This is a genomic window from Kitasatospora sp. NPDC059812, assembly GCF_042732075.1.
In the GTDB taxonomy this organism is placed as follows: Bacteria; Actinomycetota; Actinomycetes; order Streptomycetales; family Streptomycetaceae; genus Kitasatospora.
The window spans coordinates 93,531-118,056 of sequence record NZ_JBHWIO010000011.1 but is presented as its reverse complement, the minus strand read 5'-3'; the positions used below and the strand labels follow the sequence as shown (position 1 = coordinate 118,056).

General features: G+C 72.8%; 20 protein-coding genes. 9 read left to right on the top strand and 11 right to left on the bottom strand.

Annotation, left to right across the window (positions count from 1 at the left end; genetic code table 11):
- Positions 1 to 14: 14 nt before the first annotated feature.
- Both ACFV6D_RS08670 and ACFV6D_RS08665 read left to right on the top strand, forming a co-directional pair.
- A complete protein-coding gene (locus tag ACFV6D_RS08670; RefSeq protein WP_107452867.1) occupies positions 15 to 812 on the top strand; it encodes an alpha/beta fold hydrolase in 798 nt (265 codons plus the stop codon).
- Positions 809 to 1,120 carry a hypothetical protein gene (locus ACFV6D_RS08665; RefSeq protein WP_063347785.1) on the top strand — a complete coding sequence of 104 codons (312 nt, stop codon included), beginning with the start codon at positions 809 to 811 and terminating at the stop codon, positions 1,118 to 1,120. Before ACFV6D_RS08670 ends, ACFV6D_RS08665 begins: the two co-directional genes overlap by 4 nt.
- A gap of 141 nt (positions 1,121 to 1,261) precedes the next feature.
- Here the strand turns inward: ACFV6D_RS08665 and ACFV6D_RS08660 are convergent, their stop codons facing one another.
- From ACFV6D_RS08660 to mce, 3 genes are all read right to left on the bottom strand, one after another.
- Positions 1,262 to 2,191, bottom strand: a complete 930-nt coding sequence (locus ACFV6D_RS08660) for a hypothetical protein (RefSeq protein WP_063347784.1) — start codon at positions 2,189 to 2,191, stop codon at positions 1,262 to 1,264.
- 107 nt (positions 2,192 to 2,298) lie between these two features.
- Positions 2,299 to 7,137 carry a hypothetical protein gene (locus ACFV6D_RS08655; RefSeq protein ID WP_380558956.1) on the bottom strand — a complete coding sequence of 1,613 codons (4,839 nt, stop codon included), beginning with the start codon at positions 7,135 to 7,137 and terminating at the stop codon, positions 2,299 to 2,301.
- A gap of 498 nt (positions 7,138 to 7,635) precedes the next feature.
- A complete protein-coding gene (mce, locus tag ACFV6D_RS08650) occupies positions 7,636 to 8,079 on the bottom strand; it encodes a methylmalonyl-CoA epimerase (protein ID WP_063347782.1) in 444 nt (147 codons plus the stop codon).
- A 301-nt stretch (positions 8,080 to 8,380) separates the two neighbouring features.
- Here mce and ACFV6D_RS08645 point away from each other — a divergent pair, with 301 nt between their 5' ends.
- Together ACFV6D_RS08645 and meaB are read left to right on the top strand one after the other, a co-directional pair.
- Positions 8,381 to 9,589, top strand: a complete 1,209-nt coding sequence (locus tag ACFV6D_RS08645; protein ID WP_363371928.1) for an acetyl-CoA C-acetyltransferase — start codon at positions 8,381 to 8,383, stop codon at positions 9,587 to 9,589.
- A 79-nt stretch (positions 9,590 to 9,668) separates the two neighbouring features.
- Positions 9,669 to 10,625: a methylmalonyl Co-A mutase-associated GTPase MeaB gene (gene meaB, locus ACFV6D_RS08640; protein WP_063347780.1), complete on the top strand. Its 957-nt coding sequence runs from the start codon at positions 9,669 to 9,671 to the stop codon at positions 10,623 to 10,625.
- A gap of 61 nt (positions 10,626 to 10,686) precedes the next feature.
- Here meaB and ACFV6D_RS08635 read toward each other — a convergent pair whose 3' ends face one another.
- The 5 genes from ACFV6D_RS08635 to ACFV6D_RS08615 form a co-directional block, all read right to left on the bottom strand.
- Positions 10,687 to 11,202: a MarR family winged helix-turn-helix transcriptional regulator gene (locus ACFV6D_RS08635; RefSeq protein WP_079135623.1), complete on the bottom strand. Its 516-nt coding sequence runs from the start codon at positions 11,200 to 11,202 to the stop codon at positions 10,687 to 10,689.
- A gap of 39 nt (positions 11,203 to 11,241) precedes the next feature.
- The gene (locus ACFV6D_RS08630) at positions 11,242 to 12,051 is read right to left on the bottom strand and encodes an AIM24 family protein (protein WP_063351133.1); all 810 of its coding nucleotides are present in this window, start codon (positions 12,049 to 12,051) and stop codon (positions 11,242 to 11,244) included.
- A 221-nt stretch (positions 12,052 to 12,272) separates the two neighbouring features.
- Positions 12,273 to 12,923 carry an AIM24 family protein gene (locus tag ACFV6D_RS08625; protein ID WP_063347778.1) on the bottom strand — a complete coding sequence of 217 codons (651 nt, stop codon included), beginning with the start codon at positions 12,921 to 12,923 and terminating at the stop codon, positions 12,273 to 12,275.
- The gene (locus ACFV6D_RS08620; RefSeq protein ID WP_380483205.1) at positions 12,923 to 13,561 is read right to left on the bottom strand and encodes an AIM24 family protein; all 639 of its coding nucleotides are present in this window, start codon (positions 13,559 to 13,561) and stop codon (positions 12,923 to 12,925) included. The genes ACFV6D_RS08625 and ACFV6D_RS08620 overlap by 1 nt, the downstream gene beginning before the upstream one ends.
- Positions 13,562 to 13,641: 80 nt before the next feature.
- Positions 13,642 to 14,439, bottom strand: coding sequence for a DUF2127 domain-containing protein (locus ACFV6D_RS08615; RefSeq protein ID WP_380336718.1), 798 nt, complete (start codon positions 14,437 to 14,439; stop codon positions 13,642 to 13,644).
- Between the two features lie 311 nt (positions 14,440 to 14,750).
- Here ACFV6D_RS08615 and ACFV6D_RS08610 point away from each other — a divergent pair, with 311 nt between their 5' ends.
- Positions 14,751 to 15,062 (top strand): DUF3817 domain-containing protein, encoded by a 312-nt coding sequence (locus ACFV6D_RS08610; protein ID WP_371517107.1) that lies wholly within the window; start codon positions 14,751 to 14,753, stop codon positions 15,060 to 15,062.
- A 104-nt stretch (positions 15,063 to 15,166) separates the two neighbouring features.
- On the opposite strand, the gene ACFV6D_RS08605 is transcribed toward ACFV6D_RS08610, so the two are convergent.
- Positions 15,167 to 16,795: a M4 family metallopeptidase gene (locus ACFV6D_RS08605; RefSeq protein ID WP_063347774.1), complete on the bottom strand. Its 1,629-nt coding sequence runs from the start codon at positions 16,793 to 16,795 to the stop codon at positions 15,167 to 15,169.
- A 416-nt stretch (positions 16,796 to 17,211) separates the two neighbouring features.
- Entirely contained in the window at positions 17,212 to 18,849 is a 1,638-nt protein-coding gene (locus tag ACFV6D_RS08600) for a M4 family metallopeptidase (RefSeq protein WP_380558954.1), read from the bottom strand.
- A gap of 493 nt (positions 18,850 to 19,342) precedes the next feature.
- Between ACFV6D_RS08600 and ACFV6D_RS08595 the strand changes: the two genes are divergently transcribed.
- From ACFV6D_RS08595 to ACFV6D_RS08585, 3 genes are all read left to right on the top strand, one after another.
- Complete coding sequence (locus ACFV6D_RS08595) at positions 19,343 to 19,882, top strand: MarR family winged helix-turn-helix transcriptional regulator (RefSeq protein ID WP_063347772.1); 540 nt, start codon at positions 19,343 to 19,345, stop codon at positions 19,880 to 19,882.
- Between the two features lie 77 nt (positions 19,883 to 19,959).
- The gene (locus ACFV6D_RS08590; protein ID WP_063347771.1) at positions 19,960 to 20,301 is read left to right on the top strand and encodes a DUF3817 domain-containing protein; all 342 of its coding nucleotides are present in this window, start codon (positions 19,960 to 19,962) and stop codon (positions 20,299 to 20,301) included.
- A gap of 183 nt (positions 20,302 to 20,484) precedes the next feature.
- Entirely contained in the window at positions 20,485 to 22,170 is a 1,686-nt protein-coding gene (locus ACFV6D_RS08585; protein ID WP_063347770.1) for a methylmalonyl-CoA mutase, read from the top strand.
- A gap of 89 nt (positions 22,171 to 22,259) precedes the next feature.
- Here ACFV6D_RS08585 and ACFV6D_RS08580 read toward each other — a convergent pair whose 3' ends face one another.
- Complete coding sequence (locus tag ACFV6D_RS08580; RefSeq protein ID WP_380336823.1) at positions 22,260 to 22,820, bottom strand: TetR/AcrR family transcriptional regulator; 561 nt, start codon at positions 22,818 to 22,820, stop codon at positions 22,260 to 22,262.
- 494 nt (positions 22,821 to 23,314) lie between these two features.
- Here ACFV6D_RS08580 and ACFV6D_RS08575 point away from each other — a divergent pair, with 494 nt between their 5' ends.
- Positions 23,315 to 24,307, top strand: a complete 993-nt coding sequence (locus ACFV6D_RS08575; RefSeq protein ID WP_380379178.1) for a tetratricopeptide repeat protein — start codon at positions 23,315 to 23,317, stop codon at positions 24,305 to 24,307.
- The last annotated feature ends 219 nt before the right edge of the window (positions 24,308 to 24,526 follow it).

Sequence of the window (24,526 nt, the reverse complement as noted above, 5' to 3'; positions counted from 1 at the left end):
AATACGGTGGGCCCATGACCCAGCCCCCCTCCGCAGTGTCCGTCCGCGAGAGCGGCACCGGAACACCCCTCGTACTGCTGCACGCCTTTCCGTTGAACGCCTCGATGTGGTCCGCCCAACTGGACGCGCTGCCCGGTCTGACCGGCGACGAGGCCCGGGTGCTCGCCCCGGACCAGCGCGGCTTCGGCGGCACCGAGCTGGGGACCGACGAACCCTCGCTGGACCTGGTCGCCGACGACCTCGCCCTGCTGCTGGACGCGGCCGGGATCGAACGCGCGGTGGTCGGCGGGCTCTCCATGGGCGGCTACGTGGCGCTGGCCTTCGCCCGCCGCCACCCGGACCGGCTGGCCGGACTGCTGCTGGCCGGCACCCGCGCCACCGCCGACACCGACGCCGTCCGGGCCAACCGGGAGCGGATCGCGGCCGCCGTCACCGCCCGGGGCAGCGTCCAACTGCTGCTCGACGAGGAGGTCGCCGCCGGGCAGCTCGGGCCGGACTCGCGGCACCTGGTGGAGCGGGTGCGGTCGCTGGTCGCCGCCGCGTCGCCGGCCGCCGTCGCCTGGGCCCAGCGGGCCATGGCGGCCCGGCCGGACGCGCTGGACGTGCTGGCCGGGCTGCGGGTGCCCACCGCCGTCGTCGCGGGCGCGCAGGACGGCCTGGTGGCGCCGGAGGAGGCCGAACTGATGCTCCGGGCCCGGCCGGACGCCGAACTGACCGTCATCCCCGGGGCGGGCCATCTGAGCGCCCTGGAGGCGCCGGAGGCGTTCAACACCGCCGTCCGCGACCTGCTGGCCCGGGCGGCGGCCGGATGAGGGAGGAAGCGACCGGCTGGGACTTCTCGGCGCTGGAGGTGACCGGCCGGATGCCCGTGACCAACCGCGGCGAGGGCCTGGTCGAACTGACCCTGGAACCGCTCGGCGAGGACTACTGGCTGCGCCCCGGCGAGACCTTCATCGTCACCTCGTACGGCGACCACGGCTCCGGCCACCCGTTCGAGGTGCAGTACTGGCCGGACTCGGTGTCGGTCTGGTGCACCTCGTGGTTCGGCACCGTCTCCGACGACGAGGGCAACCAGCTCAGCAGCGGGTACCAGCGGCCCGACGGGGCCTACCCCAGGTGACGCCCGCTCACCCAGGTCACCCGAGATGATGACGGTGGAACGACGGCAGGCCCTCACCCGGGTGGGTGAGGGCCTGTCTGCTGTTCCGCACGTGCCGTCCGTTGCGCACGTACCGCCGGGCGCAGGCGCCCGGCGGCGGCGTCAGCGCGACTGCTGGGCGGGCACGCCCATGGTGTCGTCGCCCGGCAGCGAGGCGGCGGCCACGGCCGCGCCGGTCAGCGTCGCCAGCATCTCGCGGACGTTGGTCAGCTGGGCGTTGATGCTGTCGCGGCGGTTGGTGAGCGCCGCCAGCTCGCGCTCGGACTCGCTGCGGATCCGGTCGGCCTTGGCGTTGGCGTCCGCCACGATGTCCTCGGACTGGCGCTGCGCCGTCTCGACGGTCTGGCGGGCGCGGCGCTCGGCGTCGGTGCGCAGCTTCTCGGCCTCCAGGCGCAGCTGCTCGGCCCGGTGCTCGATCTCGGCCAGGCGCTTCTCGGCCTTGGCCTGACGGGCGGCCAGGTCACGCTCGGACTGCTCGCGGCGCTTGGCCAGGTTGGTCTCGAACTCCAGCGCGGCCTGGGCGGCCTTGGTGCGGGTCTCCTCGAAGAGGGCGTCCGCCTCCTCGCGCTTGTTCTGGGCGTCCTTGTTGGCCTCGGCGCGCAGCTGGGCGCTGTCGCTCTTGGCCTTGTCGACGATCCGCAGACCCTCGTCCTCCGCCTTGGCCTTGCGGTCCTTGGCGTAGTTCTCGGCCTCGGTGCGGACCTGCTGGGCAGCGGCCTCGGCGAGCTCGCGGTGCTGCTCGGAGGCGCGGTGCGCCTCGTCGCGCAGGTCCTTGGCCTCCTCCTCGGCCAGTCGCAGGATCTTCTCGACCCGGGCGCCGAGACCGGCGTACGAGGGCTCCGCCTCGGTGACCGCCGCCTGCGCGGTCTGGGTCTCCAGGTGGAGTTCCTCGATGCGCTTCTCGAGCGCGCTGATCCGGGTCAGGGCACTGTCACGGTCGGCCACCAGCTTGGTGATCCGCTCGTCGACCTGGGCGCGCTCGTACCCACGGCGCACCAGGTCGAAGCCGTGAGGGGAGTGACTGTCGCTCATGGGGTTCTGGGCTTCCTGTCGTCAAACCGCTGAGGTGGTTGAGGGAATCCTGACACGGTACCGGAGTGTCGACGGCGAGATGCCGTCGTCCCGCGGACAATGTCCGCTCAATCGGGTGGTGCGTTCTTGGAGCGATTGCCACCCGACCGGGGGGAACCAATTCCGGCACCCGCCTTGGCACCCCCGTCCTTCTTGGTGCTGCTTCCCCCGTTGGTCTGGGCGACCGGTGCCGGTGCCTCGAACGCCTCCAGTGCGGACAGCACGTCCTGCACCCTGGAGATCTCGGTGTTGATGTCCTTGCGCCGCCGCACCAGCTCGTCCAGCTCGCGCCGGCCCTCGTCGGTGACCCGCTTCGCCTCGGCCTGCGCCTCGGCGAGCAGCCGTTCGGCCTCCGCCTTCGCCAGCTCGACCTGCTCGTCGGCGCTGCGGTCGGCGTCCTGCAGCCGCTTCTCCGCCTCGGTGGCGGCGTTCTCCAGCCGCTCCTCGGACTCGGCCTCGGCCGACTGGAGCCTGGCCTCGGCCTTGACGATCAGCGCCTCGGCGCGGCTGGTGGAGTCGGAGAGCTTGGTCTCCGCCTCCTTCAGCAGCCCCTCGGCCTTGCGGACGGCCGAGATCCGGACCTTGCTGGCCTCCGCGGACGCCTCCGAGGTGAGCTCGCCCGCGCGGTCCTCGGCGGCCGCGACCAGGGCCGCCGCCCGGTCCTCGGCCTCGGCGACGGTGGCCACCGCCTGCTCCTCGGCCTCGGTCAGCTGCTCCTGAGCGGCCGTCACCAGGGCGTCGACCCGCTCGCCGGCCGACTTCATGGCCGCCGCGTTCTCCTTGCGGGCGCGTTCGTGCAGCGCCTCCACCTCGGCGTCGGTGCGCTCGCGCAACTCCTCGGCGCGCTCGCGGATCGCGGTGGAGTCCCGGCGGGCCTCGGCGAGCAGCGTGTCGGCGTCGGAGCGGCCCTTCTCCACCTCGGCCTGGCCGGCCGCCTCGCCGGCGGCGACCAGCCGGTCGGCCTCCTTGCGGGCGGCGGCGACCATCGCGTCCGCCTGCTCCTCGGCGGCGGCGGTGGTGGCCAGTGCGGTGGTCTGGGCGTCCTCGCCGAGCGACTCGGCATCCGCGAAGGCCTTCTCCAGGACGGAGTTGGCCTGCTCGCGGGTGGCCTTGTCGAACTGCTCGGCGGCCTCCCGGGTCTCCGCGTCGTACGCGTCGGCGCGGCTGTGGGCGGCTGCGTCGTACTCGTCGGCGAGGGTGCGGGTGGCGAGCGCGTACTCCTCGGCCTCGGCGCGCAGGGCGGCGGCCAGCTCCTCGGCGTCGGCGATCAGGCCGGCCGAGCGCTCGTCGGCGGCGGCCATCGTCCGGACGGCCTGGGCCTCGGCGTCCGCGCGCAGCTGCCCGGCGCCCTCCCGGGCCGCGTGCAGCACGGCGTCGGCCTCCGCCCGCAGGTGCTCGTCGTAGGCCTGGGCCTCGGCGCGCTGATGGCCCAACTCGGCCTCGTGGGCCTCGCGTTCGGCGGCCAGCTCGCGGTCGGTCAGCTCGCGCAGGGCGGTGGTCTCGGCGTCGGTGCGGGCGCGCAGTTCGGTGGTCTCGTGGTCGGCGAGGGCCCGCTGCTCGGTGGTCTCGGCGTCGGCGAGTTCGCGCAGGGCGGTGGTCTCGGCGTCGGCGAGGGCCCGCTGCTCGGCGGTCTCGCGCTCGGCCAGCTCGCGCAGTTCGGCGGCGGCCTGCTCGGCCCGGTCGCGGACCTCGGTGGCCTCCCGCTCGGCGGCGGCCTTCCGCTCGGCGATCTGCTCGGCGGCGGCCTCGTGCATGCCGGCCACCGACTGGCGGACCTCGGCGGCCTCCTCCTCGGCGGCCTCGACCAGGGCGGCGCCCTCGACGCCGGCGGCGGCGACCAGCTCCTCGCCGTCGACCCGGGCCTGCTCCAGGACGGCGGTGGCCTCGGCCCGGATGCCGTCGGCGGTGGCGCGGGCCTCGGACAGCTCGCGGCCGGCCTCGGCGCGGACCGTCTCGGCCTGCTCGGCGGCGAACGCCAGCTCGGCGGCGGCCTTCTCCCGTACGGCCTTGGCGTCCCGGGCGGCCTCGGCCCGGCGCTGCTCGGCGGCGCTCCGGGCGCCCTCCAGCAGTTCCTCGGCTTCGGCGCGCTGGGCGGTGACGTGCTGCTCGGTCGCCTTGCGCTGTTCGGCGGTCTCGCGTTCGGCGAGGGCGCGCAGTTCGGCGACGTGCTGTTCGGTCGTCTCGCGCTGTTCGGTCGTCTCGGCGGTGGTGCGTTCGGTGAGTTCGGTGGCGGCCTGTTCGGCCTTGGCCCGGACGTCGGCGGCGTACGCCTCGGCGGCGGTGCGCAGTTCGGTGGTCTCGCGGTCGGCGAGTTCGCGCTGTTCGGCGCTCTCCCGCTCGGCCAGCTCGCGCTGTTCGGCGGTCTCGCGTTCGGCGAGGGCGCGCAGTTCGGTGACGTGCTGTTCGGTCGTCTCGCGCTGTTCGGCGGTCTCGGCGGTGGTGCGTTCGGTGAGTTCGGTGGCGGCCTGTTCGGCCTTGGCCCGGACGTCGGCGGCGTACGCCTCGGCGGCGGTGCGCTGTTCGGTGGTCTCGCGGTCGGCGAGTTCGCGCAGTTCGGCGCTCTCCCGCTCGGCGAGTTCGCGCTGTTCGGTGCTCTCGCGTTCGGCGAGGGCCCGCAGCTCGGTCGCGGTCTGCTCGGCCTGCTCGTGGGCGGCCTGGGCGGCGGCCAGCTGCTCGGCGGTCTCCTCGCGTTCGCGGTGCAGCCCGGCGGCGGCCTCCTCGTGCTCACGCCGGCTCTCCTCGCGCAGCGCGTTCGCGGCGGCCTCGGCCTCGCCGCGGGTACGGGCGGCCTCGGCGTCGGCCTCGGTGCGGACGCGCTCGGCGTCGGCCACCGCGGCGTCCCGGACGGCGTTCGCCTCGGCCTGCGCATCGGTGCCGAGGGCGGTCGCGGCGGCGTTCGCCTCGGTCCGGACCCGCTGGTCGAACTCGGTCGCGTCCCGGCGGAGTTCGGCGGTCTCGCGCTCGGCGGCGGCGCGGTTCTCGGCGGCCGCGGCCTTGGCGGCGGCGAGGGCGTCCTGGCCCTGCTGCTCGGCGGCGGTGGTGGTCTTCTCGGCCTCGCTACGGGCCCGGGCGAGGGTCTGCTCGGCCCGGCCCTGGGTCTCGGCGGCCTGTTCCTGGGCCTGCGCGCGCAGCCGCTCGATCTCCCCGGCGGCGCCCGCGCGCAGCTCGTCGGCGTCGGCCTTGGCCCTGGTGAGCAGTTCCTCGGCGTTCTTCGCCGACTCCTCGATCTGCACGACGGCCTGGCGGCGGGCCTCGCCGCGCACCCGGTCGGCCTCGGCGGCGGCCTGGGCGCGCAGCTCCTCGGCCTCGGCCCGCAGCCGGGCCGCCTCGTCCTGCATCTGCTCGATCCGCTCGCGGATCGCGGCGGCGTCGTCGAGGGCGGCGTTCTGGGCCTGCTCGACGGCGGCCTGGGCCTGCTCGCGCAGGCGCTGCGCCTCGGCGGCGGCCTCGGTGCGGATCCGCTCGGCCTCGGTGGCGGCCTCGGTGCGGGCGGTCTCGGCGTCCTGGTTGGCCTGGCCGAGCATCTCCTCGGCGGTCTTGGCGGCCTTGGCGAGCTGGACGGTGGCGTCCTTGGCGCCGGTCGCCCGGCCCTCCTCCTCGGCCGCGTGGCGCAGCCGCTGGGCCTCGGCCTCGGCGTGGGCGCGCAGTTCGGCGACGTCCCGGTCGGCCTGGGCGCGCAGTTCGGCGATCGCGGCCTCGGCCTCGGCGCGCAGCTCGCCGGCCACCGATTCGGCGGTGGCCCGCAGCCGTTCGCTCTCCTCGGCGGCGGCGGCCTTGGCGGCCTCCGCCTCGGCCTGCCTGGTGGTGGCCTCGGCGCGGATCGCCTCGGCCTCCTTGGTGGCGTGGGCGACCATCCGGGCGACCTCGGCACGGGCGGTCTGCGAGCGCTGCTCGTTGGCGGCCTCGCCGTCGGCGGCCTTGCGTTCGGCGGCGGCCTCGGCGTCGGCCTGGAGCTGTTCGGCGGCCTGTTCGGCCTGGGCCCGCAGCTCGGCGGACTCGCGGCGGGTGCGTTCGGCCTCGGCGATCGCCTCGGCACGCAGCCGCTCTATCTCGGCCTGGGCGTGGGCGAGCTGCTGCTCGGCCCGGATCTGCTCGGCGGAGGCCTGCTCCTTGAGCCGGCCGATCTCGCCCTTCGCGATGGCGAGCTGCTGCTCGGCGGCGGCGTGCGCGGCGGCCAGCTGCTGCTGGGCCTCGCCGCGGGCGGCGTCCACGTCGGCGGCGGCCTGGGCGCCGGCCTGCTGGGCGTGCTCGGAGGCGGCGCGAAGCAGGCGCTCGGCGTCGCTCTGGGCCCGCTGGATGGCGGCCTCGGCGGCGGCCTGGGCCTCGCCGCGGGCGGCGTCGACGTCGGCGGCGGTCTGGGCGCGGGCCTGGTCGGAGAGCGCGACGGCCTCCGCGCGGGCGGCGGCGACCATGCGCTCGGCCTCGACGCGGGCGTCCTGGAGCAGGCGCTGGGCCTCCTGCTCGGAGCCGGTCCTGGTCTGCTCGGCCCAGCCGTTGACGTGCTGCTCGGCGGTGCGGCGCAGCTCGGTGAGCTCGTCCTCCAGCTGGCGGCGGCGGGCGGTGAGCTCGGCCTCCAGTCGGGCGGTGCGCTCGGCGGCCTCGGCCATGATCCGCTGGGTGGCGGCCTGGGAGTCGCGCAGCTGGCGCTCGGCGTCGGCGCGCAGCTGCTGGGCCTGCATCTCGGCAGTGCGGAGCATCTGCTCGGCCTGGCCGGAGACGGCGTCGAAGGCGCGCGGTTGGGCGAGCATGCGGCGGGATTCGTGCAGCTTGGCCCGGAGCACCTCCACCTGGTAGGCGAGGTCCTCGGCATGCTCGGCTGCCTTGTCCCGCTCCTTTCGAGTCCGACCCATCTCGGCCTCGAACTGGGAGAGGTGATCGTCAACCTCGTAGCGGTCGTTGCCCCGCACTCCGCGGTCCCATCCATCTCCTGGTCGCGTCCTCGACCCGGCCGGTCCAGGGCACCCGTTGTCCGGGTACTGGTCCGACTGGCTCCTTGCATCCGCAGCCGGTGGACGGCCCGCCGGTCAAGCCGGGGCCGCCCGCCGCGGTCGTCGGAGCCCTGGGCGTGGAAGCGCGGTGATGCCGCGTTCCCCCGTCCGGGTGGACTCCTGGGCGAACTCTTGCCTTGTGGAGAATGGTGACAGATCAGTGTTGCGACTGTTCAGCCGTGCCCGCGTTGTGGACTCCCCTGCGACGGGCCGGCCACCGCTGGGTGGACGGGCCTGTCATCGGCCGTGCCCGTCGCCTCCGTCCCCCGGAGCCTTCGCGCACCTGGGCATTGTAGTGGGAGCGCACTGCGGGGGAATGGCCGCGTGGTGGTTTTCCGGCTGTCGGACGAGGTTACTGACGGGTCATGACCGGTGATTCGGGGGTGCCGCCCGGTCGTGGGCGGCACCTGGCGGGGGTCAGTGGGCGTCGTGGGGGCCCGGTTCGGCGGAGGTGACCAGCTCGGTCAGGACGCCGCCGCAGTCCTTGGGGTGCAGGAAGGTGATCCGCGAACCCATCGAGCCGATCCGGGGCTGGTCGTAGAGGACCCGCACGCCCTTGGCCCGGACGGCCTCGGCGTCGCCGTCCACGTCGGCGGTGCCGAAGGCGATGTGGTGCACGCCCTCGCCGTTCTTCTCCAGCCACTTGGCGACGGTCGAGTCGGGCCGGGTGGGCTCCAGCAGCTGGAGGTAGGAGGCGCCGCCGTCGCCGGTGTCGTTGATCTTGAGCATGGCCTCGCGGACGCCCTGCTCCTCGTTGACCTCGGTGTGGAACACCTCGAAGCCGTAGGTGGCGCGGTAGAACTCGACCGTCTTGTCGAGGTCGCGGCAGGCGATGCCGATGTGGTCGATACGGGTCAGCACGGCGACCTCCGGGGGCGGGTTGGGTACCTCGGGAACCAGGTGGCACCAGTGCAGCGCATCGCTGCTGACCGGCGCCAGCGCCGGACGTGCGAGTCTGCTCACACGCCGGGGGTTGCCCCGGGCCGCACGCCGGGGGCTCACCCGGGGCGGGCGCCGGGGTTCACCCGGGCCGCGTTGACACGGTGTTGACTGGAAGGTGCCAGTGCGCTCGATCACACCGTCGCTCCGGTGACGGGCGGGTAACGGGTCAGTACATTGAGCGCATCCTCACCTGGCCACGACGTGCGAAGGGGCTCGTCCCATGACCAACACCACCTCTGTGATCGTTGCCGGTGCGCGGACCCCGATGGGTCGCCTGCTCGGTTCCCTCAAGGGCTTCTCCGGTGCCGACCTCGGCGGCTTCGCGATCAAGGCCGCGCTGGAGCGGGCCGGCATCACGGGTGAGCAGGTCCAGTACGTGATCATGGGCCAGGTGCTGCAGGCCGGCGCCGGCCAGATCCCGGCCCGCCAGGCCGCCGTCCGGGCCGGCATCCCGATGAGCGTCCCGGCGCTCACCATCAACAAGGTCTGCCTCTCCGGCCTGGACGCCATCGCGCTGGCCGACCAGCTGATCCGGGCCGGCGAGTTCGACGTCGTGGTGGCCGGCGGCCAGGAGTCGATGACCAACGCCCCGCACCTGCTGCCGAAGTCCCGCGAGGGCTACAAGTACGGCGCGATCGGGATGCTCGACTCGATGGCCCACGACGGCCTCACCGACGCCTACGAGAACATCCCGATGGGCGAGTCCACCGAGAAGCACAACACCCGGCTGGGCATCGCCCGCGAGGTGCAGGACGAGATCGCCGCGGCCTCCCACCAGCGGGCCGCCAAGGCGCAGGCCGACGGCGTCTTCGACGCCGAGATCACCCCGGTCCCGATCCCGCAGCGCAAGGGCGAGCCGGTGCTGTTCGGCCAGGACGAGGGCATCCGCGCGGACACCACCGTCGAGGGCCTGGCCAAGCTGCGTCCGGCGTTCGCCAAGGACGGCACGATCACGGCCGGCACCTCCTCGCAGATCTCCGACGGCGCCGCCGCGGTGGTCGTGATGAGCAAGGCCAAGGCCGAGGAGCTGGGCCTGAGCTGGATCGCCGAGATCGGCGCGCACGGCAACGTGGCGGGCCCGGACAACTCGCTGCAGTCGCAGCCGTCCAACGCGATCAGGCACGCGCTGGCCAAGGAGGGCCTGGAGGTCTCCGACCTCGACCTGATCGAGATCAACGAGGCGTTCGCGGCCGTCGCCCACCAGTCGACCAAGGACCTGGGCGTCTCCTCGGACATCGTCAACGTCAACGGCGGCGCGATCGCGCTCGGCCACCCGATCGGGATGTCCGGCGCCCGCGTGGTGCTGCACCTGGCGCTGGAGCTCCAGCGGCGCGGCGGCGGGGTCGGCGCGGCCGCGCTGTGCGGCGGCGGCGGCCAGGGCGATGCCCTGATCGTGCGCGTCCCCAAGGACGCCAGCCCGAAGGCCTGATCAGCTGACATGCCTTCGGGGCTGCGGACCGCCACGCGCGGCGCCGCAGCCCCGAAGGCATCCGCGCTAGGAGCTCCCGATGATCGATGTCGCCACGCTGGTCGAACAGGCCCGGGCGGGCCGGCCGCGGGCGGTCGCCCGGCTGATCACGCTGGTCGAGAACGCCGCCCCGCAACTGCGCGAGGCGATGGCCGCGCTCGCGCCGTACACCGGGCAGGCCTACACGGTGGGCCTGACCGGCTCGCCCGGGGTCGGCAAGTCCACCTCCACCTCGGCGCTGGTCTCCGCCTACCGGCGGCTCGGCAAGCGGGTCGGGGTGCTGGCCGTCGACCCGTCCTCGCCGTTCTCCGGCGGCGCGCTGCTCGGCGACCGGGTCCGGATGCAGGACCACGCCACCGACCCCGAGGTGTTCATCCGCTCGATGGCCACCCGCGGCCACCTCGGCGGGCTGTCCTGGACGGCCCCGCAGGCCCTGCGGGTGCTGGACGCGGCCGGCTGCGACGTGATCCTGGTCGAGACCGTCGGGGTGGGCCAGTCCGAGGTGGAGATCGCCGCCCAGGCCGACACCACCGTGGTGCTGCTCGCCCCCGGCATGGGCGACGGCATCCAGGCCGCCAAGGCCGGGATCCTGGAGATCGGCGACGTCTTCGTGGTCAACAAGGCCGACCGGGACGGCGCCGACGCCACCGCGCGCGAGCTCAACCACATGCTCGGCCTCGGCGAGGCCCGCGGGGCGGGGGACTGGCGCCCGCCGATCGTCAAGACCGTCGCCGCCCGCGGCGAGGGCGTCGACGAGCTGGTCGAGGCGCTGGAGAAGCACCGCGCCTGGCTGGAGGAGCACGGCGAACTGGCGGCGCGCCGCCGCCGCCGGGCCTCCGACGAGATCGAGGCGATCGCGCTGGCCGAACTGCGCACCCGGATCGGCGACCTGCGCGGGGACCGCCACCTGGCCGGCCTGGCCGAGCGGGTGGTGGCGGGCGAACTGGACCCGTACGGCGCGGCCGACGAACTCGTGGCCGGCCTCACCCGGGCCTGAGGACGGCGCAGGGCCGGCCCCCGGTGGGGCCGGCCCTGGTGTGCTGGGGGGCGGCGGTGCGTCAGGCGCGGCCGCGGAGGCCGCGCAGGTGTTCGGCGACCGGGGCGAGTGCCTCGTACATGGCGTCGAGCTGCTCCTGGGTGAAGCGGTCGATGAAGTGGGCCCGGACGCTGCGCACGTGGTCGGGGGCGACCCGCTGCATGGTGTCCCAGCCGTGCTCGGTGAGGTGGGCGTAGAGGCCGCGGCGGTCGCCGGGACACTCCTGGCGCAGCACCAGGCCGGCGTTCTCCATCCGGGTGATCTGGTGCGAGAGCCGGCTCTTGGACTGGAGGGTGGCGGTGGCGAGGTCGGTCATCCGCATCCGGCGGTCGGGGGCCTCGGAGAGCACGACCAGGATCTCGTAGTCGTTGATCGCCAGGTTGTGCGGCTGGAGTTCGCGGCTGAGCTGGTACTCCAGCAGCTTGGCGACCTCCAGATGGGCGCGCCACATCCGCTGCTCCCTGGCGGTCAGCCAGGGAGTCTCCTCCTCGGGCTGCGACGGAGGGGTGTCCGCAGTGTTGATCGTGTGCGTATCCATGGGCTCAGCATACCCTATTTAGTTCAATATTGTACAAGTTTACAGGCCGAAACGTCGCCCCAGATCGCCCAGATTGCCGAGGCCTGGCACGTTGAGGTTGCCCCCGCCGTGGCCCGACGCCGCCGGCTGGGACGGCACCCCGCCCACCGGCACGCCCGCCTCGGCGTCCACCTGGCCCACCGACCGCTCGGCCATCAGCTTCTCGCTGGACTGCAGCAGCACCTGGCCGGCGCCGATGAACTCGAACTGGTGCTCCTCGCCGGAGGCCCCGCCCAGCCCGGTCAGCCGCCGGATGCCGCCGATCAGCCCGTGCATGTAGTCGTGGTCGTAGTGGTGGCACGGCGCCGGGCAGTCCGCCCAGCCGACCAGCGCCTGCGGGTCCACCCGGATCGGCGGCTCGACGAAGTGCACCGGCCCGTTGGAGGCGGCGACGAACTTCCCGGTGCCGATCAGGGTCAGGAAGCCCGGGATGATCGACTGCTTGAGCCGCAGCGACGGGTCGAAGGCCAGCAGGTTGCCCGAGCGGACGGTCAGGTTGCCGTCGTCCAGGTCGTAGGAGTTGAGGTCGAAGGCCCGGTCGGCCAGCAGCAGCTTGCCGCGGCCCTGGGCGACGACCCAGTCCGCCGCGTGCATCGGCGAGTTGAAGTGCTGGCCGATCACCCGGTCCAGCATGCCGGCGCCGACGCCCTTGAAGGTGATGTCGCCGTAGTAGGCGACCATCTTGCCCTTCTGCAGGAAGTACGAGCCGTTCAGGTCGACCGAGTAGGCGTACGGGTTGACGTTGTCGTTCACCGGCAGGCTGTACGCGTCGTGCACCACCGGGCCGGAGCCGCCGTGCGCGTTCGGCAGCGGGGCCTGTGGGCCGCCGAACTGCTCCTGGGCGTAGGCCTGTTGGGGCTGCTGCGGGGGAGGCGGCGGCGGGTAGCCGCCCTGCTGGGGGTAGCCCTGCGCGGGCGGGTGGCCCTGGCCGGGCGGCGGCGCGTAGCCCGGCGGGGGAGGGGCGGCGAAGCCGGGCTGGGTCGGCTGGTCGTACGGCGACTGCCCGTACGGCGGCTGCGGCGGGTAGGACATCAGAGCTTCTCCTCGCTCGCCTGGACGTACACCGCGCCCTGTCCGGACAGCTCCAGCTGGAAGGCCTCGCCGGAGCCGCGGCCGATCATGTCGCGCCAGCCCAGCGCCGTGGACAGCTTGTTCTGCACCTGGCCGCGGTGCGCCACGTACGCCTGCGGGTCGACGTGCACCGGCTGGCCCGGGACGATCGGCAGCTCGAAGACGCCGCCGTGCGCCATCACCGCGACCGAGCCCTTGCCGTCCAGCTGGGTGGTGAACAGGCCCTGGCCGGTGACCTGGCCGCGGACCATGCCCATCACCCCGCCCTGCGAGCCCATGAACATGGTGGACTGGCGCAGCGTGCCCTCGAAGGCCAGCAGCCGGTCCGCCTCGACGTACAGGGTGTCGCCGGCCAGGTCGATCACGTGCACGTGGTGGCCGCCGTGGCCGAACATCACCCGGCCCTGGCCCTCGACGGTCATCAGCGGGGTGTCCTCGTTGGCCACCCGGCGGCCGATCATCGACATCACGCCGCCCTGCCCGCCGGTGATGTTCGGCGTGAAGCGGACGTCCCCGGTGTACGCGAGCATCGCGCCGCGCTGGCTGAACAGCCGCTGCCCGGGCAGCACCACGGCCTCGACCATCTTGCCGTTGATCTTCGTGAAGCCCATCAGACGTCGCCCCCGATGGTGACCTTCTCCGACGGCTGCACGTACACCAGGCCCTCTCCGGTGAACTCCACCTGGACGGCCTCGCCGCCGCCCTCGCCGATCACCGTGGTCCAGCCCGCGCCCGACTTCAGGCTGCGGTGCAGGCTGCCGGTGTGCGCCACGTAGGCGCCCGGGTCCACCCGCAGCGGCTGGCCCTGGCCGACCCGCAGGATGATCGCGGGCCCGTTCGAGGTGACGGCGGCCCAGCCGCGGCCCTCCACCTTGGTGGTGAAGAGGCCGTTGCCGGAGGACATGCCGTTGAGTCCGGTGAAGGTGGTGCCGGTGCGCAGCGAGCCCTCCGTGCAGAGCAGGTTGTCCGCCTCGACGAACAGCGTCTCGCCGTTCAGCCGGACCAGGTTGATCTCGGTGGCCTTGTCGGCGAAGTAGCAGGTGCCCTGGCCCTTCACCTCCATGACGGTCATCTGCTCGCCGGTGAGCCGGCGGGCGACCATGCCGCGCAGGCCGTCCCCGCCGCCGGTCAGCTTCTTGAAGCTCATCTGGCCGGTGTAGGCGACCATCGAGCCGTGTCTGGCCTTGACGGCCTCGCCGGCCAACTCGACGGCGAGTACCCGGGATCCCTGGAGTCTGAACTGTGCCACGGCCGCAATCTAGCGGGCGCGGCCGGTGCAGGGGGAGGGGCGGGGGCGGAACTGGTACCGGTCTGCGACAAACGCGCCGGTCACGCCCGCGCGTGCGCCCCCCGAGCGGCGTGCGGGACGGCGCCGGCCGCCTCCTCGACCTCCAGCAGCGAGGCCGAGTGGCGCTCCGCCTCGAAGGCCACCACACCGCCGCGTAGCCCGAACAGCCGCTTGGACAGCATGATCCAGAGCACCGCGGCGATGTTCAGCACCAGCGTGCCGATCTTCACGGCGCTGACGTGTTCGCTCAGCTCGTAGCCCTCCAGCGGCAGGAAGGCGGCGGTGGCCACGACGGTGAGGTACTCGGCCCAGCGCCTGCCCAGCCAGAGGCCGACCGCCTCGACGATCTCGATCAGCGCGTAGGCCACCAGCGCGCCCGCGACGATCAGCAGGGTGCTCTTCCTGTAGTCGAAGGTCTTGCGGATGGTGTCGACGATCGGGGAGTGTTCGAGGTCCCAGTGGAAGTGGTCGGTGACCGGCCGGAAGACCGACAGGTTCTCGTCGAACACCCGGTGCACGGCGTCCTGGCTGTTGGAGAACTTCCAGACGGCCCAGGCCACGATGATGATCAGCAGGCCGCGCAGCACCCGCTCGACGGCGAGGAAGCGCAGGATGAAGAGGTCCCGCAGCGCCTTGCCGCGCGGCACCAGCGGGGCGTCCTGCGCCGGGCCGGAGCCGTGCGGGGCGCCGAGCGCGAAGTCGCCGCAGCGCAGGCAGCGCCAGGCGTCGCCGAGGGCGGTCGCGGCGTGCAGCCGGGCGGCCAGCTCGGGCTCGGTCGGTGCGTAGGTGGTGTGGCCGCGCTTGGCGCAGGTCCTTCGGTCCCAGTCCCGCTTGAACATGTGGTCGCTACCCCCGGTCGTCCGATGTCTACGGCGCCCGGTGCGTCGGGCGCGGGCAGCAGGATAGGGGCAGCGGGTGACGGGCCGGCGCGACCCGCCGGGTTCTGGCGCACAGCTGTGACACGGACACGACGGCCGTGGGGTCGGGCGCGACGGCCGTGGCGCCGGGGCCGGACACGGCGGTTGTGACGTCGGGCACGGTGCCCACCCCGGCCGGGGCTTCGGACAGGTGCTCGGTGATAATGGCCGGAAGGCTTGTGAGTCGCTTCACAAGCAGGTCCGCCGCCGACCCCCGTATTGAGGTACCCATCGTGAACAGCAGCGCCGTCCACCGCCTGCGCCTGGTCTCCGGCCCCGAAGGGGTCTCGTTCATCCTGCTGCTGATCTGCTCCGTGCTGAAGCGGACCACGTCCTTCGACGGCGTCCCGGTGATGGGCATGGTCCACGGGATCCTGTTCATCCTGTACGTCGTCTTCTGGATCCAGGCCTGGCAGGCGCAGAAGTGGGACGCCAAGCGCGGCGTGCTGCTGTTCGTCCTCTCGGTGCTGCCCACCGGCGGCTTCTTCGCCGAGCGGATGCTCGCCAAGGAGGAGCGCGGCGAGCTGAAGCCGGCCACCGCGTAGGGACGAACCCCCACTGCGCGACGGTCGACAGGCTGCCGCGGCCTCCTCTCCCAAAGGGCCGCGGCAGCCTGTCGCCGTTTCTTACCGGGGGTGGCTAGGGGTGGCTAGTTGACGTTGACGCCGCTCCACGCGGCCGCCACGGTCTTGTACTCGGTGCTGGTGGCGCCGTACAGGTCGGTCGCGGCCTTCAGGGTCGCCGTGCGGGCGGCCTTGTAGTTGGTGGTGGAGGTCATGTAGACGGTCAGCGCGCGGTACCAGATCGCGGCCGCCTTGGTCCGGCCGATGCCGGTGACCGTCGAGCCGTTGGAGGTCGGGCTGTTGTAGCTGACCCCGTTGACCACCTTGGCGCCGCTGCCCTCGGACAGCAGGTAGAAGAAGTGGTTGGCGATGCCCGAGGAGTAGTGGACGTCGAGGTTGCCGACGCCCGAGTACCAGGAGTCCGCGGAGTTGCCGTCCTTGGAGGGCTTGTCCATGTAGCGCAGCGGCTTGCCGTTGCCAAAGATGTTGAGCTTCTCGCCGATCAGGTAGTCCGGCGGGTCCGCGGGCAGGTTGGCCGACCACTCGACCATGGTGCCGAAGATGTCGGAGGTGGCCTCGTTGAGGCCGCCGGACTCGCCGGAGTAGTTGAGGTTCGCCGTGGCGGAGGTGACGCCGTGGGTCATCTCGTGGCCGGAGACGTCGATCGCGGTCAGCGGGTTGGTGTTGCCGGAGCCGTCCCCGTACGTCATGCAGAAGCAGGAGTCGTCCCAGAACGCGTTGACGTAGTTGGAGCCGTAGTGGACGCGGCTGGCGGCGCCGACGCCGTTGTTCTTGATGCCGTTGCGGCCGAAGGTGTTCTTGTAGTAGTCCCAGGTGGCCGCGGCGCCGTACTGGGCGTCCACGGCGGCGGACTCGCGGTTGGAGGCCAGGCCGTTGCCCCAGGAGTTGCTGGTCTTGGCGAACAGCGTGCCGTTGCCCGAGGTGGCGCCCTTGAGGTCGGTGGTGGACTGGCCGCCGCGCGTGGCGTCCTTCAGCGAGTAGGTCGAGCCGCTCTGGGTGGTGGTCAGCGTGACGGTGCCGACGTTGACGCCCTTGCCGGTGCCGGTCGCGGTCTGCACCTGCTCGCGGGTGGACAGCACCTCGCCGGTGGCGGCGTCGGTGACGACCTGCTGGCTGCTCGGGGTGCCGTCGGCCCGCTCGCCGCGGACCACCGTGCGGTGGGCCAGCCGCGGCGCGCCGTCGGCCGCCCACACCACCAGCTCGGCCGCGCCCGCGCCGTCGACCCGGCTGAGTGCCGCCTCGTCCTCGTCGGCGGCCGTTCCGACGGTCGCCCGCACCGCGGCGGTGGCCCGCTCGGCCGCCTGCCCGGCGGCGAGGCCCGGGGCCAGGCTCGGCAGCGACAGGCTGCCGTCGAAGGCCCGGTCGACCGAGTCCACCGAGCCGTCGGCGCGCTGGTGGACGACCAGGTCGCCGCCGAGCACCGGCAGGCCGGCGTAGGTCCGCTCGTAGCGCAGGTGGCGTTCGCCGTTGGCGTCCGCGACGACGTCCTTGACCACCAGCCGCTCCTGGCCGCCGAGGGCCAGGGCCTGGGCGACCGGGCTGCTCTGCCCGGCGGCCACCGCGAGCAGCGCCGCGCGCTGCTGCTCCGGCGACGGGGCTGCGGCCTGGGCGGCGGGGACGATGGCGATCTGGATCACGCCGGCGAGCAGGGCGGTGGAGGAGAGTACGGCGCCGGCTGTCAGCTTTCGCTTCACGTGCGGGGGTTCCTTCCACGAAACCGCGTGTGCGCGCGGTTGCGCCGCGTACCGGGGCGCCGGGGTTGGCGCCGTTGGGGCGGTAGGGCGCGGACGTGCTGCTCCCGTGCGGTACCTGACGATCCGTCGATGGGTGGGGGTGACGGATGTCGGACGGGGCTTGGGCAGAAGCATGACAATCGATGGCAGGAAATGACAGACCACGGACAGGAATTGGCCGGGATCCGCCAGTGCTGGTGCGGATGGTTCGGCTGCCGCCCAGTGCCCGCTACGGGCGGTTCGTCCGGCTGGCGGGACTTCGCCACCCGGGGAGCGGAGCGGGCATGCGGGGGAGGGTAGGCGCGCAAGGGGGTGTGCGGACGTCCGGGACCGCCTTCCGCGGAGGCCCCGGACGTCCTGTCACCGTGCGCCGTACGTCAGTTGACGTTGACGCCGCTCCACGCGGCCGCAACCGCCTTGTACTCGGCGCTGGTGGCGCCGTACAGGTCGGAGGCGGCCTTCAGGGTGCCGGTGCGGGCACTCGCGTAGTTGGTGGTGGAGGTGAAGTAGACGGTCAGCGCGCGGTACCAGATCTGCGCGGCCTTGTCCCGGCCGATGCCGGTGACGGCCGAGCCGTTGGAGGTCGGGCTGTTGTAGCTGAAGCCGTTGATGCTCTTCGCACCGCTGCCCTCGGACAGCAGGTAGAAGAAGTGGTTGGCGATGCCCGAGGAGTAGTGGACGTCGAGGTTGCCGACGCCCGAGTACCAGGAGTCCGCCGAGGCGCCGTCCTTGCTGGGCTTGTCCATGTAGCGCAGCGGGCTGCCGTCGCCGTTCAGGTTGATCAGCTCGCCGATCCAGTAGTTCGGCGGGTTGGAGGGCAGGTTGGCGTAGAACTCGACCATCGTGCCGAAGATGTCGGAGGTGGCCTCGTTGAGGCCGCCGGACTCGCCGGAGTAGTTGAGGTTCGCCGTGGCGGAGGTGACGCCGTGGCTCATCTCGTGGCCGGCCACGTCGATCTCGGTGAGCGGGTGGGTGTTGCCGCTGCCGTCGCCGTAGGACATGCAGAAGCAGGCGTCGCTCCAGAACGCGTTCACGTAGTTGGAGCCGTAGTGCACCCGGCTGGTCGCGCCGACGCCGTTGTTCTTGATGCCGTTGCGGCCGAAGGTGTTCTTGTAGAAGTCCCAGGTGGCGGCCGCGCCGTACTGGGCGTCCACGGCGGCGGACTCGCTGCTGGAGGCCAGGCCGTTGCCGAAGGCGTTGGTCGAGTTGGCGACCAGCGTGCCGGTGCCGGAGGTCTTGTTCTTCAGGTTGACGGTCGACTGGCCGCCGCGGGTGGCGTCCTTCAGCTGGTACGAGGTGCCGCTCTGGGTGGTGGTCAGCGGGACGCTGCCGACGAAGACGCCCTTGCCGGTGCCGGAGGCGGTCTGCACCTGCTCGTGGGTGGACAGCACCTGGCCGGTGGCGGCGTCGGTGACCAGCAGCTGGCTGCTGGGGGTGCCGTCGGCGCGCACGCCCTCGACGGTGGTCCGGTACGCCAGGCGCGGGTTGCCGTCGCTCGCCCAGACCACCAGCTCGGCCTTGCCGGTCTGGTGCACGGCCGCCAGCGGGGACTCGTCCTTGTCCGCGGCGACGCCGACGGTGGCCTGGACGGCGCCGGTGGCCTGCGCGGCGGCCTTGTCGGCCGGGATCTGCGGGGCCAGGCTCGACAGGCTCAGCTGCGCGGAGACCGCCTTGTCGACCGACTGCACCGCGCCGCGGGCGTTCTGGTGGACGACCAGGTCGCCGCCGAGCACGGGCAGTCCGGCGTAGGTGCGCTCGAAGCGCAGGTGCCGGGTGCCGTCCTGGTCCACCACGGCGTCCTTCGCCACCAGTTGCTCCTGGCCGCCGAGGGCGAGGGCCTTCGCCAGCGGGCCGGACTGGCCGCCCGCCAGGGCGAGCGCCGCCGCGTGCTGCTCGGCGGCCTGCGCCTGCGCCGCGGGGATCGGGCTGGCCTGGGCGGCGGTGCTCACCTGGACGACGCCGGTGAGCAGGGCGGTGGCGGAGAGTACGGCGACTGCTGCGAGCTTTCGCTTCACGGACGAGTCCTTCCGGGTAACCGCGTGTGGGCGGTCGCGCCTCGTCCCGGGGGCCGGGGTCGGCACCTGAGGGGCGGGACGGGCGCTGACGTGCGGACCCCGTGCGGTCGAGCGGCGAGCCACCGGTGGGTGGGGGTGGTGGCTACCGGACGGGGTTGGCGGAAAGCATGACAATCGAGCAAATCAAATGACAGGTCTTGCTCATGAATTGGCCAAGTCCCGCCAGCCGGAAGGATTGTGAACGGGCGGACAAAAGGTGCGAATCATCCTGCCTTTCAGCGGGTTACCATCCGAACCGAGGCCTGATAGTGCGGCTGCGGACCGATCGGCCGTCAACTCCGCTGCGCCCCGCTCCCGTTGCCGCGCATTCACACCGGCGCAATGTCCTGGTATGGACCTGGCCGCCCTTTTGGCGGGTTCCCGCCACGCGTCGCGCTTGTCCACCATCAGGACGGCTGGTAGCACCCGTCCCGTCCGCCGGTACGGTAAGGAGGTGCCCAAGCCCCTAGCCCTCGACTTCGACCCGATCGCCCGCGCCGACGAGCTCTGGACCCGCCGCTGGGGCGGGGTCCCCTCGATGGCGGCGATCACCTCGATCATGCGAGCCCACCAGATCCTGCTCTCCCGGGTCGACGCGGTGCTCAAGCCGTACGGGCTGACCTTCGCCCGGTACGAGGCGCTGGTGCTGCTGACCTTCAGCCGGACCGGCGAGCTCTCGCTGTCCAAGATCGGCGAGCGGCTCATGGTCCACCCGACCAGCGTCACCAACACCGTCGACCGGCTGGAGCGGGCCGGCCTGGTCGCCCGCCGCCCCAACCCGCTGGACGGCCGCGGCGTGCTCGCCGCGATCACCGGCCGCGGCCGCGAGACGGTCGAGGAGGCTACCCGGGAACTCATGGCGATGGAGTTCGGGCTGGAGGAGTACGACACCGAGCAGTGTCGGCAGGTGTTCGAACTGCTCAGGCCGTTGCGGATCGCCGCCGGCGACTTCACCGACGACCGGGGCGAGGGGGCTGCGCCGGAGCGGCCGTGAGGACGGCTACCCTCGTGTGAGCGGTGCGCGGATCCGGGCGTACCGGTCGATCCCTGCCGAACGAGGCGATGAAGAGTATGAAGGCGACCCCCCTGCTGGGCTGGTACCGGGCCCTGGCCATTGCGACCGGTGTGGCCCTGCTGGTGTTCTGCGGCTTCATGGTCGCGAAGTACGGCTTCGACGCGGCCGAGGACCTGACCACGTACGTCGCGATGCTGCACGGCTACCTGTACATCGGGTACTTCGTGGTGACCTTCCTGCTCGGGCAGAAGCTGAAGTGGCCGCTCGGCCGGATGATCCTGACCCTGGCCGCCGGCTGCATCCCGTTCGCCTCCTTCGTCTTCGAGCGCAAGGTGGTCCGTGAGGCCGCCGAGCGGCTCCCGGCCGGCGGCGACGCCCGCCAGCCCGCCGGCGTCTGATCCGACGCCCCGGCGAGTGCCCCTTCCCCCGCGGGGGAAGGGGCACTGCGCGTTTGCGGCCCCCGGCGTTTCGACCCCGGCATCCATCGACAGCTACTAGGACGTCCGAGTAAATTAGTAGGACGTCCTAATAGCTGTGCCGCCCCGGTGCCGTGGCGGCCGTACGGAGCGGAGTTCGGGGTCATGGACGCCGAGGAGATCGAGCGCGGGCGGCAGCGCTGGCAGCAGCGGTACGACAGCGCCCGCAAGCGGGACGCGGACTTCACCACCCTGTCCGGCGACGAGGTCGAGCCGATGTACGGGCCCGCCCCCGGGCAGGCCGTCGAGGGCTTCGAGCGGATCGGCTGGCCGGGCGAGTACCCCTTCACCCGCGGGCTGCACCCGACCGGTTACCGGGGCCGCACCTGGACCATCCGCCAGTTCGCCGGCTTCGGCAACGCGCAGCAGACCAACGAGCGCTACCGGATGATCCTGGAGGCGGGCGGCGGCGGCCTCTCGGTCGCCTTCGACATGCCCACCCTGATGGGCTACGACTCCGACGACGCCAAGTCGCTCGGCGAGGTGGGCCACTGCGGCGTCGCCATCGACTCGGCCGCCGACATGGAGGTGCTGTTCAACGGCATCCCGCTCGGCGAGGTCACCACCTCGATGACGATCAGCGGCCCGGCCGTCCCGATCTTCTGCATGTACCTGGTCGCCGCCGAGCGCCAGGGCGTCGACCCGGCGGTGCTCAACGGCACCCTGCAGACGGACATCTTCAAGGAGTACATCGCCCAGAAGGAGTGGCTCTTCGCCCCCGAGCCGCACCTGCGGCTGATCGGCGACCTGATGGCGTACTGCGCCCAGGGCATCCCCGCGTACAAGCCGCTGTCCGTCTCCGGCTACCACATCCGCGAGGCCGGGGCGACGGCCGCGCAGGAGCTCGCGTACACCCTCGCCGACGGCTTCGCCTACGTCGAACTGGGCCTGTCCCGGGGCCTGGACGTGGACGTCTTCGCGCCCGGCCTGTCCTTCTTCTTCGACGCGCACCTGGACTTCTTCGAGGAGATCGCCAAGTTCCGCGCCGCGCGCCGGATCTGGGCCCGCTGGATGCGCGACCGCTTCGGCGCCAAGACCGACAAGGCGCAGTGGCTGCGCTTCCACACCCAGACCGCCGGCGTCTCGCTGACCGCGCAGCAGCCGTACAACAACGTGGTCCGCACCGCCGTGGAGGCGCTGTCCGCGGTGCTCGGCGGCACCAACTCGCTGCACACCAACGCCCTGGACGAGACCCTGGCGCTGCCCTCCGAGCAGGCCGCCGAGATCGCCCTGCGCACCCAGCAGGTGCTGATGGAGGAGACCGGCGTCGCCAACGTGGCCGACCCGCTGGGCGGTTCCTGGTACGTCGAGGCGCTCACCGACCGGATCGAGCAGCAGGCCGAGGCGATCTTCCAGCGGATCCTCGACAAGGGCCGCGAGGACCACGGGATCGGCCCGATCACCTCCGGCATCCTGCGCGGGATCGAGGAGGGCTGGTTCACCGGCGAGATCGCCGAGGCGGCCTTCCAGTACCAGCAGTCGGTGGAGAAGGGGGACAAGCGCGTGGTCGGCGTCAACTGCCACCCGCGCAGCGTCACCCCCGAACTGGAGATCCTGCGGGTCAGCCACGAGGTCGAACGCGAGCAGGTGCGGGTGCTGCGCGAGCGCAAGGAGGCCCGGGACGAGGCGGCGGTGCGGGCCGGGCTGGACGCCATGCTGGCGGCCGCGCGCTCGGGCGAGTCGATGATCCCGCCGATGCTGGACGCGGTGCGCGCCGAGGCGACCCTGGGCGAGATCTGCAACGCGCTGCGCGAGGAGTGGGGGACGTACCGGGAGAACGCGTCCTTCTAGGACGCGCCGGTGGGCCGCCCCGTACGGAGCTTCTTCGTGCGGGGCGGCTTTGCCGTGCCCTCGGCCGGGCGGGAATTTTGAAACACGCCCTAGTCGCCCAGCAGGCTGGGGAAGGGGCCGAGCAGCAGGTTGGTGAAGCGGCGGGTCCAGTCGGCGGTGATCGGCTCGCCGCTGACCAGGACGCGGTGCTCGACCGTCCCGGCGATGGTGTCGAAGATGATGTCGATCTCCTCGCGGGCCGTCCGCGGGTCGGCGTCCGGGGCGAGTTCGCCGCGCGTCTGGGCGGCCGCCCGGCCCTGCCGGACCAGGCGCTTCTGCGGGTCGACGATGGCCTCCCGGATCCGGCGGCGCAGGTGCGGGTCGCGGGTGCCCTCGGCGAACAGCGCGAGCAGCGCGGCCTGGGTCTCGGGGCGGGCCAGCAGGTCGGCGAACTGGGCGACCACCGCCTCGATGTCGGCCCGCAGGCTGCCGAGGTCGGGCATCACCAGGTCGTCGAAGAGGCTGGCGACGGCGTCCACCACGAGTTCGTTCTTGGACGGCCAGCGGCGGTAGAGGGTGGTCTTGGCGACCTTGGCGCGGGTCGCGACGTGGCCCATGGTCAGCCCGCCCCAGCCGAGTTCGGCGAGGGCCTCGCGGGTGGCGTCGAGGATGGCGCGGTCGGCGGCGGCACTGCGCGGGCGCCCCTTGGCCCTGGTCGTGGCACCCGCCGAGGGGGCGGGGCCGTCCGCGGTCTCCGGGCCCGTGACGTCCGGGTTCGCGGGGGGCTGGGGGGCCGGCAACCGGGCCTCCTTGCGCTCTACTGGTGAGTAACATGGGTGGGGCTGGTAACGGTAGCGGCTGTTCGCCCGTTCGGGCAGCCGGGCCGTCCCGGAAAGTGGGGCAGGTCACGTCGCGGAACCGCCGGTGGGGCTTGCGGCCGGGACCCCGGCTCCAGTTACGCTACGACTCGTAGCGAAAGCAGTGACAACCAGGCGCCGCACCCGTGGGACGGGGCGGCGCGGGCGCGGGTGGGGATCCGCGCCGAACGGTTCAGGCTACCGGGGGAGGGCCACCGCGCCCGGGAATCCGCGCCGCGCGGCCCGCGCGGGGCGACTTTCCCGAGGTTGGTTGCCCGCAGGCGGCGCGGACGGGGGAGGATGGTGCCATGCAGCCACGGAATTCGCGTCTCAACAGCTCCGCCCTGCGCGGTGCGGTCGACCTCGCCGCAGTGAAGGCAGCCGGCGAGGCTGCCCAGAAGGCCGAGCAGGCCCGGGTCGAGCGGGCCCGCCAGGCGGCCGCCGACGAAGCGGCCGGAGTCGCCCCCGAGCAGTCCGCCTACGCGCTCGTCATCGACGTCACCGAGGACACCTTCGAGTCCGAGGTCGTCCAGCGCTCCACCGAAGTGCCGGTCGTCATCGACTTCTGGGCCGAGTGGTGCGGCCCCTGCAAGCAGCTCAGCCCGATCCTGGAGGGCCTGGCCGAGGAGTACGCCGGCCGGTTCGTGCTCGCCAAGATCGACGTGGACGCCAACCCGCTGATCTCCCAGCAGTTCGGCATCCAGGGCATCCCGGCCGTGATGGCCGTGGTGGCCGGCCAGTTGGTGCCGCTGTTCCAGGGCGCCGAGAGCGCGGCCAACGTCCGCAAGGTGCTGGACCAGCTGATCCTGGTCGCCGAGCAGCGCTTCGGCGTGGTCGGCGGCGCCGGGGCTCCGGGCGAGGCGCCGGACGCCGCCCCGCAGCGGCCGGAGGACCCGGCCCTGGCCGCCGCGCACGACGCGCTGGACAGCGGCGACCTGGGCGGCGCCGTCCAGGCCTACCGCAACGTGCTGGCCGACCAGCCGGGCAACACCGAGGCCAGGTTGGGCCTCGCCCAGGCCGAACTGCTGCAGCGGATCGAGAGCGTGGACCCGCAGGCCGTCCGCGCCGCGGCCGCGGCCGACCCGAAGGACGTCGAGGCCCAGCTGCGGGCGGCCGACCTGGACCTGGTGGGCGGTCACGTCGAGGACGCCTTCGGCCGGCTGGTGGACACCGTCGGCCGGACCGCCGGTGAGGACCGGGACGCCGCCCGGCTGCGCCTGCTGGAGCTGTTCGAGGTGATCGGCACGGAGGACCCGCGGGTCACCGCGGCCCGCACCGCGCTGGCGCGCGTGCTGTTCTGACGCCCCCTCCGGTCCGGGCCCGGCCGGTCCCGGGCGGATCCTGGCACGGCGGATGACCTGCGGTGTCGCCGGGTGATTTGGCGACAATCCGGTCAACCGGACAGAGGTTTACCAAATCTTGACAACACCCGCGGACAGTCACACTTGGTGACTGTACGGGGGGTGTTATGTGGTTTTTTCGGGGGGTTTGGTATGAACAATTTAATCACAGGCGGACGC

Coding starts and splice junctions, on each gene's coding strand:
- ACFV6D_RS08670 (WP_107452867.1), top strand. CDS start 15: ATGACCCAGCCCCCCTCCGCAGTGTCCGTCCGCGAGAGCGGCACCGGA.
- ACFV6D_RS08665 (WP_063347785.1), top strand. CDS start 809: ATGAGGGAGGAAGCGACCGGCTGGGACTTCTCGGCGCTGGAGGTGACC.
- ACFV6D_RS08660 (WP_063347784.1), bottom strand. CDS start 2,191: ATGAGCGACAGTCACTCCCCTCACGGCTTCGACCTGGTGCGCCGTGGG.
- ACFV6D_RS08645 (WP_363371928.1), top strand. CDS start 8,381: ATGACCAACACCACCTCTGTGATCGTTGCCGGTGCGCGGACCCCGATG.
- meaB (WP_063347780.1), top strand. CDS start 9,669: ATGATCGATGTCGCCACGCTGGTCGAACAGGCCCGGGCGGGCCGGCCG.
- ACFV6D_RS08635 (WP_079135623.1), bottom strand. CDS start 11,202: ATGGATACGCACACGATCAACACTGCGGACACCCCTCCGTCGCAGCCC.
- ACFV6D_RS08625 (WP_063347778.1), bottom strand. CDS start 12,923: ATGGGCTTCACGAAGATCAACGGCAAGATGGTCGAGGCCGTGGTGCTG.
- ACFV6D_RS08615 (WP_380336718.1), bottom strand. CDS start 14,439: ATGTTCAAGCGGGACTGGGACCGAAGGACCTGCGCCAAGCGCGGCCAC.
- ACFV6D_RS08590 (WP_063347771.1), top strand. CDS start 19,960: ATGAAGGCGACCCCCCTGCTGGGCTGGTACCGGGCCCTGGCCATTGCG.
- ACFV6D_RS08585 (WP_063347770.1), top strand. CDS start 20,485: ATGGACGCCGAGGAGATCGAGCGCGGGCGGCAGCGCTGGCAGCAGCGG.
- ACFV6D_RS08575 (WP_380379178.1), top strand. CDS start 23,315: ATGCAGCCACGGAATTCGCGTCTCAACAGCTCCGCCCTGCGCGGTGCG.